Genomic DNA, 12,421 nt, shown 5'->3' on the forward strand with positions numbered 1-12,421 from the left:
GGCCTCACTGGTGCCGCGTCAACCGTGGGCGTGCATCTTTTGCGTTACCGACGTCGTCAAATTCGTGAGCAGCCGCGCGACCTCGGGCTTCACCTTGGCGATCGCGGTGTCCTTCACTGGTCCGTAGCCGCGGATCTCCATCGGCGCCTTTGCGACGGCAACGAGGTCGGGTAGATGCGCTGCGTCGAGCTGCCCGAGCATGCGTTCGATCAGGCCTTCATACCAGGCGATCAATTCCCGTTCAGTGCGCCGCTCATCCGTGTAGCCGAACGGATCGAACGGTGTCCCGCGCAATCCCTTCAACCGCGCCAGCATCGCGAGCGGCATCTGGATCCACTGGCCGAAAGCGCGCTTGCGCGGACGGCCGCGTGCGTCAGGTTTTGACGGCAGGAACGGTGGCGCGAGGTGATATTGGACGCGAAAACCGTCCTCGAACTCGCGCTTCAGCTCGCCGAGGAAACCGCTCTGCATGTGCAGACGCGCCACCTCGTATTCGTCCTTGTAGGCCATCAGCTTGAACAGGGCGCGCGCGACCGCCTCGGTCAGCACCTCACTGCTCAGAGCGGCTTCGGCCCGGCGGACCCTCGCGACGGTCGCCCGATAGCGCATCGCATAGGCGGCGTCTTGATAGGCGGCGAGGAAATCGGCGCGGCGATCGATGATCTGATCGAGCGTCTCGGCTTCGGGCGCCTCGTCGCCCCCCGGCAAAAATTCCGGATCGGCTACGGCGATCCGGCCCCAGGCAAGGGCCTGCTTGTTGCGCTCGACCGCGACGCCGTTGAGCTCGATCGCGCGCAGCAGCGCCGGCAGCGCGACCGGAATCAGCCCGCGCTGCCAGGCGAAACCGAGCATGATGATGTTGGCATAGACGGCATCGCCGAGCAGCCGCTCGGCGAGCGCGTTGGCGTTGATGGTGTCGAGATTGTCGTTGCCAATGACTTGCCGGATCGCGCGCAGGCGGGCAGGCGAGGCGAGATCGGCGTCGCGGAAGCGGACGACGTCGCCGGTCGGCATCTCCGCGGTGTTGACCGCGGCGCGCATGCCGCGGCGATAGGTGCCGGACGCCTTAGGTGAGGAACTGACGACGAGGTCGCAGCCGATCAGCGCGTCGGCCGCGCCCTGGTCGATGCGGACCTGGTGCAGCGCGTCCGGACTTGACGCAAGGCGGATGAAGCTCAGCACGGGACCAAATTTCTGTGCAAAGCCGGTGAAATCCAGCACGGAGACGCCACGCCGCTCCAGATGCGCGGCCATGCCGATCAGCGCGCCGACCGTGATCACGCCGGTGCCGCCGACGCCGGTCACGAGCAAATCGTAGGGACGATCGAGCGTGGCGGGAGCGGGCAGGGGAAGCGTAGCCGCGCGACCGACTACGTCGATCTCGCTCGCACTCTTCTTCCGGCGCGTCGCGCCTTCGACGGTGACGAAGCTCGGGCAGAAGCCGTTGAGGCAGGAAAAATCCTTGTTGCAGGACGAGAGATTGATCTGGCGCTTGCGACCGAACGGCGTCTCCCTCGGCTCGACACTGAGGCAGTTGGATTCGACCGAGCAGTCGCCGCAGCCTTCGCAGACGAGATCGTTGATATAGGCAAAGCGCCTTGGGTCGGCCATCTGTCCGCGTTTGCGCCGGCGACGCTTCTCGGTGGCGCAGGTCTGTTGATAGATCAGGACAGAGACGCCGGAAATGTCTCGCAGCTCGCGCTGCACGGCGTCCATTTCCTCGCGAGGATGGATGGTCACGCCGATCGGCAGGTCTGCCGGCAAGAACTGCGCGGGATCGTCCGACACCAGCGCGATGCGCCCCACGCCTTCGGCGCGAACGCTGTGGGCGATAGCATGCACGCTGATGGGACCGTCGACCGGCTGGCCGCCGGTCATCGCCACGGCATCGTTGAACAGGATCTTGTAGGTGATGTTGGCCCTGGCGGCGATCGCCTGCCGGATCGCCATCGAGCCGGAGTGGTAGTAGGTGCCTTCGCCGAGATTCTGGAACACGTGCTTGTGGCCGGTGAAGCGAGACGACGCCGCCCAGTTGACGCCTTCGCCGCCCATCTGGATCAGCGAGGAGGTCTCGCGGTCCATCCAGCTCGCCATGAAATGGCAGCCGATGCCGGCCAGTGCCTTTGAGCCTTCCGGCACCTTCGTCGACGTGTTGTGCGGACATCCGGAGCAGAAATACGGCGTGCGCGTCGCACCGCTGACGTTGATCGCGCGCGCGGCCTCGGGCATCAAGCCGGCCGCGCGTGCGGCGAGATTGAGGCCTGGGAACATCGGATCGAGCCGGCGTGCGAGCACGCCAGCAAGCGCACGCGGCGACAATTCGCCGATCCAGGAGATCAGCCGCGCCCCTCGCTCGTCGTGCTTGCCGACCATGCGCTCGGGCTTTGAGCCTGGATAGTCGTAAAAATATTCCTTGAACTGGCTCTCGATGATGCCGCGCTTTTCCTCGACCACGAGGATCTCGCGCTTGCCCTTCACGAAGTCCATCGCGTCATGCAGCGCCAGCGGCCAGACCATGCCGACCTTGTAGACGTCGATCCCGATGTTGCGGCAGGCCGCTTCATCGAGGCCCATCAGCCGCAGGGCCTCCATCAGGTCGAGATGCGCCTTGCCCGTCGTGACGATGCCGTATGTGGCGTTGGGAATATCGTAGATGTGGCGATCGATCGGATTGGCTTTTGCAAAGGCGTAAACCGCGTGCTTCTTCGCCTCCAGCCGCTCCTCGATCTGGGGGCCCGGCAGGTCGGGCCAGCGATAGTGCAGGCCACCCGGCGGCGGAGTGAAATCGGGCGTGTTGAAGACGCGTGGCGGGCGCAGCGCGACGGATGCGCCTGACTCCACGATTTCCGAAATCGCCTTGAAGCCGACCCACATGCCGGAGAAGCGGCTCAGCGCGTAACCATATTCGCCGAATTCGAGATATTCGCTGACGCTTGCGGGGTGCAGCGTCGGCATGAACCAGCTCATGAAGGCGACATCGGACTGGTGCGGCATCGAGGAGGAGACGCAGCCATGGTCGTCGCCGGCGACGACCAGCACGCCGCCACGCGGCGAGGAGCCATAGGCGTTGCCGTGCTTGAGGGCGTCGCCGGAGCGATCGACGCCGGGGCCCTTGCCGTACCAGAGCCCGAACACGCCATCGACTTCGCGATCTGCCTGCGTCTCGACCTGCTGCGAGCCGAGCACTGCCGTTGCCGCGAGGTCCTCGTTCACCGCAGGGAGAAATTCGATGCGATCCCGCTTGAGCCGCTCCTGGATGCGCCAGAGCTCGAGATCGACGCCGCCGAGCGGCGAGCCGCGATAGCCGGAGATGAAGCCGGCGGTGTTCAGCCCGGCGGCGCGGTCGCGCCGCGCCTGGTCGAGCGTGATGCGGACGATGGCCTGCGTGCCCGTGAGGAAGACGCGGCCCTCCTCGCGGTCGTAGCGGTCTGAGAGCTCGTAGCTGTCGAGTGATGGAACGGCGTCCATGGCGGACCTCGTGCGGCATCCTGCCTGATGACGGTAGGGTATGCCGGGGAGGCTGGGAGGTCTTGCCTATTCACCCTGTCTTGATCGATAATTCGGTAAAATTTTGCGGAAAATGGCATGATTCGGTAGAAGTTACCGAATCGGGGGCTTCCATGATTGAAGAGCAGGACGCGCGGATTCTCGCCCATCTCCAGACGGACGGCCGCGCCACTAACCAGCAGCTCGCCGACGAGGTCGGCATGTCCACCTCGGCGTGCTGGCGCCGGGTGCGTGCGCTGGAGGAGGCCGGCGTCATCCAGGGCTATGCCGCGCTGATCGCGCGCGAGCAGGCGGGCTTTGCGATGTCAGCCATCCTGCATGTCTCGCTGGAGCGGCACGATGCCAAATTCGTCGACGAGTTCGTCGCGCGGGTGACCACGCGGCGCGAAGTGCTGGAGTGTTTCGCGACCACGGGCGACGCCGACTATCATTTGCGCGTCGTCGTGCAGGACATGGCGGCCTACAACAGGTTCCTCGACGAGTTCATGTTCCGCATTCCCGGCATCCGCTACGTGCGCAGCAACGTGGTGCTGAAGGAGATCAAGACGAGTGTGGCGCTGCCGTTTTGATTGCGCGGGAAGTGCCGTAGGGTAGGCAAAGGCGCATAGCGCCGTGCCCACCATCTCGCCTCGATTTGCGAAGGTGGTGGGCACGCTTCGCTTTGCCCACCCTACGGCACCGTTGATCTCGCGGCGTATACAACTCTATCTCCTCACCCTGAGGAGGCCGCGCAGCGGCCGTCTCGAAGGGCGAGGCCGAGAGCCGGGCCTTCATCCTTCGAGACGCTTGCTTCGCAAGCTCCTCAGGATGAGGACTACCGTTGCTCCCGCACAAACCTGTTCCGCAACGTCCCCACGCCCGTGATGTCGATCTCCACCACGTCGCCGTGCCCGATGTCAGGCGAGGCGCCGTCCGTGCCCATCCAGATCACGTCGCCGGGCCACAGCGTGAAGTACTTGGTCAGCTCGACCAGGAACGGCACGACGCCGAAGATCATGTCGTTGGTGTAGAAGCGGTTGGTCTCCTTGCCGTTGACCCGGACGACGGTTTCCATTTTCGCCAGATTGGCCTCGGTTTCGATCCACGGGCCCATCGGCTTGAACGTGTCGGCATTCTTCGAGCGCCACAGGCTGCGGTCGGCCTTCTGCCAGCTGCGTTCGCTGACGTCGTTGCCGATGGTGTAGCCGAACACGCAATCCATCGCATTCTGCTTGGTGAGATGCTTCACCTTCTTGCCGATCACGACGACGAGCTCGCCTTCATAGTGGATCTTGTCCGTCGCAAAGGACGGGATCACGACGTCCTCGTCATGCGCGATCAGCGCGTTCTGGGCGCGGTAGCCGATCTCGGGTCTATCAGGGACGGCCGGCACCTCGCCGCGCTTGTCGGCGGCTTCCTTCAGGTGCTTCAGATAGTTCAAGCCCACGCAATAGAAGGTGCGCGGGATCAGCGGCAGCTCGATCCGAACCTGCGCCAGCGGATGCGTGCGCGAGGTGCGCTGCCATTCGCCAAAGGGATCGCCGTCGACCGCGATCACCTGGTCGCCCTCGGCAATTCCCCAGGAGGTCTTGTCCGAGGCAGTGAATTTCAGCCAGCGCATGTCGGATCCTCCAGTTATTCCGCGGCATCGCGCGGCTGTACCTTCCAGGCGCCGGCCACGGGCCGCTTCAGCCCGAGATTTTCCCGCAGCGTTTTGCCGCGATAGTCCTTCTGGAACAGGCCGCGGCGCTGCAATTCCGGTACGATATGTTGCACGAAATCGGCGTAGGAACCGGGCACATAGGTCGCGGCGATGACGAACCCATCACAGCCACGCTCGACGAACATCTCTTCCAGCCTGTCTGCGATCTCCTTGGGACCGCCGACCATGGCGTCGTGGACCTGGCCGCGGCCGGAGAAGGTGACGAAGTCGCGCGCGCTCGGATTGCTCTTGCCGGAATTCTTCAGCACACCGTCGCGGAGGCCCAGAATGCCCTGCATGCTCTTCAGATCGTCCGTCGTCAAAGGCTCGTCGAGGTCCTTGGAGGCGAAATCGTAGTTGAGCGCTTCGGCCAGCAGCGACAGCGCGTCGATCTCGAGCGGCAGTTTGTTGATCAGCGCCATCTTGTCCTCAGCCTCGGCCCTGGTCGCGGCGCAGACCGGCGTCGTCAAATTGCAAAGGCGCATCTGATCGGGATCGCGGCCAGCCTTGGCTGCCTCGTTTCGAACGGCGGCATAACCTTCCTTGGCACCAGCGAGATTGCGCGCAGCCGTGAAGATCACCTCACCCCAATGGCCGGCAAAGCGTTGGCCGCGGCCGGATGCGCCGGCCTGGATGATGACGGGATGGCCCTGGTCCGAGCGCGGCACGGTGAAGGGTCCGCGGGACTTGAAGGCCGCCCCCTTGTGATCGAGCCGCTTCACCTTGGCCGGATCGGCAAAACGGCCGCTCTTTTTGTCCATGATGAGCGCGCCGTCTTCCCAAGTGTCCCAATGCCCGAGCACGACTTCCATGAATTCGTCGGCGCGGTCGTAGCGCGAATCATGTTCGGGATGGGAATCGCGACCCATGTTGAGGGCCTCGCCGTCATTGAGCGAGGTGACGACGTTCCAGCCCGCGCGCCCGCCGGACATCAAATCGAGGGTCGCGAAGCGGCGGGCGACGTCGAAGGGCTCGTAATAGGTGGTCGAGCAAGTGGCGCCGAGGCCGAGCTTGTCGGTGACCATGCCCATCGTGGTCAGCACGATCAGCGGATCCATCTTCACGCAGCGGATGCCGTATTCGACGGTGTGGGCATGATCGTTGCCGTAGCGGTCCGGCATCGCCAGCCGATCGTCGAAGAACGCCATGTGGAACTTGCCGGCTTCGAGGATTTTCGCGATCTCTTGATAATAGTCCGCCGACATCGAATCGTCGCGCGAGTCCGGATGCCGCCACGAGCTCGGCAAATTCGTGCAGTTCTGCGCCTGGAGGAAGCCGACCAGTACCATCTGCCGCGTCATGCTGTTCTCCCAAATTCCGTCAGGCCAGATCAAGGACGGTGTCGAGCCGGTACTCGCCCGCCAGCGCGCGCAGCTTTTCCCAGGTCGCATCCTCGATCTCGATGCCGTCGCGCAGGCGTTGCTGCTCGCGCAACCCCTCGATCTCGCCGGGATAGTACACGCCCTTGCTCCCTTCGGAGGGTGGCGTCGATTTCAGATAGCGCGCGAATTCGGCGACCTCGCGCTTGAAATCCTTCAGCGGACGGAACGCGGCGACGTTGAACACGGCCATGAAGCAGCCGTCATTGTGACGTCCGGTCGGTTCGACGCCGAAGCCGAGGCCGGTGAGCAGGCCGCACAGCACCTCGACCATCGCGGCGAGACCGCTGCCCTTGTAGCCCTCGGTGCCGCCGAGCGGCAGCAGCGCGCCGCCCTTGCGATATTGCGTGGGGTCGGTGGTGTGCCGTCCCTCGGCATCGATGATCCAGCCCGTCGGAATCTCCTCGCCGCGGGCGACCGCGAGCTGGATCTTGCCGGCCGCAACCGCCGAGGTTGCCATGTCGAGATAGAACGGCGCGTCGAGATCGGACGGCACCGCGATCGAGATCGGGTTGGTGCCGAGCCGCGCCTCCTTGCCGCCGAACGGCGCCACGTGCTTCGGCGAGCGGCCGGAATCCGCCGTCGCAATCCCGATCATGCCTTCGCGCATCGCCATCAACGGATAGGCGGCGAGGCGGCCGACATGGCTTTGCCGGAACACGGTGCAGGCGGCGACGTTCGCCGTCTTCGCCTTCTCGATCGTCAGCGCCATCGCCTTGGCGTTGACGTGGAAGCCGAACCCCCACTGGCCGTCGATCACGGTCGTGGTCGGCGATTCCTGGACGATGGTCCATTTGGCGCCGGGCACGATGTGGCCGGCCTTGATGCGATCGATGTAGGTCGGAACCGCGATCACGCCGTGAGAGTCGTGACCGGCGAGGTTGGCGTTGACGCAGCCTGTGGCCACCGCATCGGCCTCTTCGTCGGAAGCTCCGGCGGCGCGGAGCAGCGCGGCGCTGATGAGCGTGAGGCGGTCGGTCTTGACGACGGGCATGGCGTTCCCTCGGCATTGTGCCCTTAACGGGCTGCTTGTTGGGAGCCATCGTCTCAAAGCGTGGGAGCGATATCAATCTCCCGTAAACCAATACAGGGCTGCAAAATCGTAAAGAGAGCGCGCCTTTCGTCGAAGAATCCTCCCGTGCGGCGGCATTCCCGACAGTTTGGCGCCGGCCGTTCGCAGCTCGTTCACTTTGATCGAGGGTTTGCAGCGCGCAATAACGACCACTTAGGCCGTCGCCGTTCATAAAGCACCCGGGAGAATTAGGCAGAAATGCCCGGGAGCTGAGACCGTGCAGACGACCCTCGCGCGCACCTTTGCAGCGTTGAGCGCCATCAACGAAGCGATCCTTTACGCGAAATCGCCGGACGAGCTGTACCAGAAGGTCTGCGACGCCGGGTTTTCGAGCGGAAACTTTTTGGCCGTTGCGGTTTTCCTGGTGGGGCCGGATGGCCGGCGGCTGTGCTTTGCGGCCGGTTGCGGCGATGACGTTGCGCGGCTGCGTTCGCTCGAGATCACGACCGACTCCGTCACGCCCGAGGGAGCGGGTGTCGGCGGCGAAGCCTTTCGCAATCAGAAGCTGAGCATCAGCAACGATTACCTGAATGATCCTCGCTCGCTGGCGTGGCGCGAGGGCGCAGCCAAGGCCCACATCGGCGCGGCGGCTGCGCTGCCGCTGCTCTGCAGCGGTAAGAGCGTCGGCGTGCTGTATGTGACCCGCAGGGAAGCCGGCTCGCTGAACGAGCAGATGGTGTCGCTGTTCGAGCGGATGTCGGCCAACATCTCCTATGCGCTCGACAATTTCGCGCGCGAGACCGCGCGGCAGACCAGCGAGCTCGCGACGCGGCGGCTCAACCGCATGTTTGGCGCGCTCAGCGCTACCAACGAAGCCATCCTGCGTGCGAAGACCGAGCGGGAATTGTATCAGCTCGTGTGCGACGCCTCGGTGCACGGCGGCAAGTCGCTGGCGACCTTCGTTCTGCTGAAGGAGCAGGACTCGCATTGGCTGAAGCCTGTCGCCGGCACCGGCGAGAATCTGGAGATCGTGGCCCGGACCCACTACTCCGTCGACCCCGAGAATCCCTATGGTCGCGGCATTTCCGGCGAGGTGTTTCGAACCCAGAAGCCCCATGTCGAACGCGATCTCGCGCGTCGCACCAGGGGAACGCCGTGGGAGCAGGCCAATCTCAACACGGGTGTTGCCGCCTGCATCGCGGCCCCCCTGATCCGGAACGGCGAGAGCATCGGCGTCATCCTGTCCTTCCTCAGCAAGTCCTGGGCGAAGGACGAGGGGGTCGTCGCACTCATGCTGCGCATCGCCGAGAACGTCTGCTTCGCGATCGACAATTTCGACCGTGAGGCCGAGAAGGCGCGGATCGCCGAGGAGGAAGACCGCCTGGCGCGCATGTACGCGGCGCTGAGCGCGACCAATGAGGCGATCCTGCGCGCACGCTCGCGGGCCGAGCTGTTCGACCTCGTTTGCGAAGCGACGGCGAAAGGCGCCAAGTTCACCTCGGCCAACATCGCGCTCGTCGATCACGATGCCGAGCTGCTTCGCGTCGTTGCTTGCTACGGGCCGAACGCGGATATGGTCCGAAATTTCAAATTCTCCACGTCCGACCAGGTGCCTGAAGGCCGAGGGCTGACGGGAACCGCTTTCCGCACGCGCCAGCCTTGCATCAGCAATGATGTGCAGTCCGACGACCGGATCGCGCCCTGGGCGGCCAACGCTCGTCGGAACGGCATCGGCTCCTCCGCGGCGCTGCCGCTGTTCAATGGCGACAGCGTCGAAGGCGTCTTCCTCTTCAACTCGCCGGAACGCGGCACGTTCACGCCCGAATTCGTCGAGCTGCTGCAACGGCTCCAGGCCAATGTCGCCTTCGCGCTCGAGAACTTCGATCGCGCCGACGAGAAGGCGAAGGCCGAAATGCAGCGCAACCGTCTTCGGGGCATGTTGGAGGCGCTGAGCGCGACCAACGAAGCGATCATGCGCGTGAAGTCCCGCGCCGAGTTGTTCGAAGCCGTGTGCGAGGCCGCCGTGCTCGGCGGCACGTTCACGTCTGCCACCATCGCCATGGTCGATCCGACGGGGCGCTATCTCGACATCGTCGTCACCAAGGGCGAGTGTCGCAGTCACGTCGAGAACTGGCGTTTCGGAACGTCTGCCGACGAGCCCGAAGGACGCGGGCTCGCCGGCACCGCATTTCGCACCAAGGCCCCTTGCGTCGCGAACGAGCTCCTCACGGACGTTCGTGCGACGCACTGGCGTCGCATCGCGCGGGATCAAGGGACGAAATCCGGCGGCTGCTTCCCGCTGCTGAAGAACGGCACCGATGCCGTCGGCGTCCTTCTGTTCCTTTCGCCGGACGAAGGCACATTCACGCCCGACCTCATCCAGTTGCTGGGGCGCCTCGCGGAGAACGTCTCTTTTGCGCTCGACAATTTCGCCCGGGCCGAGGAGCGGTCACGGGCCGAGGCGCAGAAGGAGCGCCTGACGCGCATGTTCGCCGCGCTGAGCGCCACCAATGAGGCGATCGTGCGGGCCAAGTCGCGCACCGAGCTGTTTGAGCTGGTGTGTCAGGCCGCGTCCACCGGCGGCAAGTTCACCTCGACGACCATTGCGCTCGCCAAGGCCGACAGCGACCAGCTCGCGATCGTCGCGGCCGCAGGGCCGTCCGCCGAGACCACGAGGAACGTTCGTCTCTCCATCGACGCCGACCGGCCCGAGGGGCGCGGCATGAGCGGCACCGCGTTCCGCACCCGGCAGCCCTGTGTCAGCAACGACTATGTCAACGACAGCCGTGTGAGCGCCTTCCACGCCGTCCTGCAAGGCGACGGCGCGCGCTCCGGCGCGGCGTTCCCGTTGATCACGCACGATCAGCCCGTCGGCGTCATGATCTACATGTCGACCGAGCAGGAGACTTTCACGGCCGAGTTCGTCGAGCTGTTGCAGCGCCTCGCCGACAACGTCTCCTTCGCGATGGAGAATTTCGATCGCGCCGACGAGAAGAACGAGGCCGACGAGCGGATCGAATACCTCGCCTCGCATGACAGCCTGACCGACCTGCCGAACCGCGAGACCTTCAACGGGCTGTTGCGGGAGGCGATCGACGAAGCTCAGCGCCACGATCACCGCTTCGCGGTGTTGTTCATCGATCTCGACCGCTTCAAGGTCATCAACGATTCGCTCGGCCATGAGGCCGGCGATCTGCTCCTGCTCGAAGTGGGGAGCCGGCTGCGCGGCGCGCTGCGGGAAACCGACGTTGTCGCACGCCTCGGCGGCGACGAGTTCGTGGTGATCCTCGACCAGTGCGGTGAGATCGACGACGTCCAGCGCATCGCGACCGGACTGCTCGTGGCGCTCGCCGAGCCCATGGAGCTGGCCGGCCACGAGTGCCACACCACGGCCTCGATCGGCATCGCGATGTATCCGGCCAACGGCTCCGACGTTCAGACGCTGACCAAGAACGCCGACATGGCGATGTATCTCGCCAAGGAAGACGGCAAGAACGGCTATCGCTTCTTCTCCAAGGAGGTGAAGACGCAGTCGATCGAGCGGCTGTCGCTCGAGAGCGCGTTGCGCCGGGCGCTGGAGCGCGAGCAGTTCTCGCTGAACTACCAGCCCAAGGTGGACATGGAGACCGGCCAGATCACCGGCGTGGAAGCGCTGCTGCGCTGGACGCACCCGGATCTCGGCAGCATCTCGCCGGCGCAATTCATTCCGCTTGCGGAAGAGACCGGGTTGATCGTTCCGATCGGCCGCTGGGTCGTGAAAGAGGCTTGCGCGCAGGCCATGGCCTGGCAGCGCCGCGGTCTGTTGCCGGTGTCGATGGCGGTCAACCTGTCGCCGCGACAGTTTGTCGACGAACATCTGTTGCAGGACGTCGACGAGGCGCTGGCGGCCTCCGGCATGTCGCCGGTGCTGCTCCAGCTCGAGGTCACCGAGAGCATGATGATGCGCAATGTCGGTCGCGCGCTGAAGGTGCTCGACGCCATCCAGAGCCGCGGCATCCGCCTCGCCATCGACGATTTCGGCACCGGCTATTCGTCGATGTCGCTGATGAAGCATTTTCCGATCGACACCATCAAGATCGACCGCTCCTTCGTGCGCGACCTGCCGCAGGATTCGGAGGACCAGGCGATCGCGCAGGCGATCATCAGCATGGGCAAGGCGCTCGGCATGACCGTGGTCGCCGAAGGTGTCGAGAACGCCGAGCAGGAGGCGTTCCTGCGCGCCCATGGCTGCGACGAGATGCAGGGCTTCCTCATCTCCAAACCGGTGCCGGCGCGGCAGATGGCCGAGCTGCTGCGGCCGATGGAGCTGCCTGTCGCGCCGCCGCTCCAGCCGGAGCCTGACCTCGCTGCGACCGAAGCCGCGGCGTTACGGCTGAAACGCGCTGTCATCTGACGGCTGCGGGTGCAGCTCGCGGACGTTGTCTTGCTTGATGTCCGCTTTGCGCGGAAAATCATCCGGCCAGGGCTGCGAGGTTTGCTCGGCGAACAGCTCGAGGAGGGCATGCGCACCTTCGGCAAAGCTCGAGCCGTCGCCGAGGCCCAGCTCACAACACCACACCTGTCGCATCGGCTCGTGCGCGTCGACCACCGCCATCGCCGGTCCCCACCACCAGGCCGGTGCGGGCGAGCGTTCGTCCTCCGGCACGGCGTGCCATAGGACGAGCTCGTCCATCACGCGCTCGAATTGCAGGCTTGCGGCCTGATGCATTCGCTCCGTGCTCCCTGGGCCGCGCCTGAAAGCAGGCCGATGCCCGGACTCGATCGTGGCCTTCGCTGTAAAGAACAGGCTCGCGCTATTGGCGGAGCCTCACATGCCGCTTCCATTGGCGGCCATAAGAGCAA

At 64.9% G+C, this 12,421-nt stretch carries 7 protein-coding genes; 2 read left to right on the forward strand and 5 right to left on the reverse strand.

Going from position 1 to position 12,421, the window contains the following annotated elements; all coding sequences use genetic code 11:
- Positions 1–18 precede the first annotated feature (18 nt).
- The gene (locus tag CT676_RS13350) at positions 19–3,468 is read right to left on the reverse strand and encodes an indolepyruvate ferredoxin oxidoreductase family protein (protein ID WP_085403406.1); all 3,450 of its coding nucleotides are present in this window, start codon (positions 3,466–3,468) and stop codon (positions 19–21) included.
- Positions 3,469–3,620: 152 nt separating this feature from the next.
- Between CT676_RS13350 and CT676_RS13355 the strand changes: the two genes are divergently transcribed.
- On the forward strand, positions 3,621–4,076 hold the full coding sequence (locus tag CT676_RS13355; RefSeq protein WP_014491864.1) for an Lrp/AsnC family transcriptional regulator: 456 nt from the start codon (positions 3,621–3,623) through the stop codon (positions 4,074–4,076).
- Between the two features lie 245 nt (positions 4,077–4,321).
- On the opposite strand, the gene CT676_RS13360 is transcribed toward CT676_RS13355, so the two are convergent.
- From CT676_RS13360 to CT676_RS13370, 3 genes are read right to left on the reverse strand one after another with little or no spacing between them, the layout of a single operon-like run.
- On the reverse strand, positions 4,322–5,107 hold the full coding sequence (locus tag CT676_RS13360; protein WP_085403405.1) for a fumarylacetoacetate hydrolase family protein: 786 nt from the start codon (positions 5,105–5,107) through the stop codon (positions 4,322–4,324).
- A gap of 14 nt (positions 5,108–5,121) precedes the next feature.
- Positions 5,122–6,489: an LLM class flavin-dependent oxidoreductase gene (locus CT676_RS13365; protein WP_085403404.1), complete on the reverse strand. Its 1,368-nt coding sequence runs from the start codon at positions 6,487–6,489 to the stop codon at positions 5,122–5,124.
- A 19-nt stretch (positions 6,490–6,508) separates the two neighbouring features.
- Positions 6,509–7,561 carry an Ldh family oxidoreductase gene (locus CT676_RS13370; protein ID WP_085403403.1) on the reverse strand — a complete coding sequence of 351 codons (1,053 nt, stop codon included), beginning with the start codon at positions 7,559–7,561 and terminating at the stop codon, positions 6,509–6,511.
- 295 nt (positions 7,562–7,856) lie between these two features.
- Between CT676_RS13370 and CT676_RS13375 the strand changes: the two genes are divergently transcribed.
- A complete protein-coding gene (locus CT676_RS13375) occupies positions 7,857–11,972 on the forward strand; it encodes a GAF domain-containing protein (protein ID WP_085403402.1) in 4,116 nt (1,371 codons plus the stop codon).
- On the opposite strand, the gene CT676_RS13380 is transcribed toward CT676_RS13375, so the two are convergent.
- Entirely contained in the window at positions 11,946–12,287 is a 342-nt protein-coding gene (locus CT676_RS13380; RefSeq protein ID WP_063985656.1) for a hypothetical protein, read from the reverse strand. The two genes, CT676_RS13375 and CT676_RS13380, sit on opposite strands and share 27 nt — an antisense overlap.
- Positions 12,288–12,421 lie beyond the last annotated feature (134 nt).

Source organism: Bradyrhizobium sp. MOS001 (assembly GCF_004634465.1).
GTDB classification, from domain to species: Bacteria; Pseudomonadota; Alphaproteobacteria; order Rhizobiales; family Xanthobacteraceae; genus Bradyrhizobium; species Bradyrhizobium barranii.

Excerpts from the sequence above, each read along its gene's own strand:
- CT676_RS13355 (WP_014491864.1), top strand. The coding sequence starts at position 3,621 with ATGATTGAAGAGCAGGACGCGCGGATTCTCGCCCATCTCCAGACGGAC.
- CT676_RS13360 (WP_085403405.1), bottom strand. The coding sequence starts at position 5,107 with ATGCGCTGGCTGAAATTCACTGCCTCGGACAAGACCTCCTGGGGAATT.
- CT676_RS13370 (WP_085403403.1), bottom strand. The coding sequence starts at position 7,561 with ATGCCCGTCGTCAAGACCGACCGCCTCACGCTCATCAGCGCCGCGCTG.
- CT676_RS13350 (WP_085403406.1), bottom strand. The coding sequence starts at position 3,468 with ATGGACGCCGTTCCATCACTCGACAGCTACGAGCTCTCAGACCGCTAC.
- CT676_RS13380 (WP_063985656.1), bottom strand. The coding sequence starts at position 12,287 with ATGCATCAGGCCGCAAGCCTGCAATTCGAGCGCGTGATGGACGAGCTC.
- CT676_RS13365 (WP_085403404.1), bottom strand. The coding sequence starts at position 6,489 with ATGACGCGGCAGATGGTACTGGTCGGCTTCCTCCAGGCGCAGAACTGC.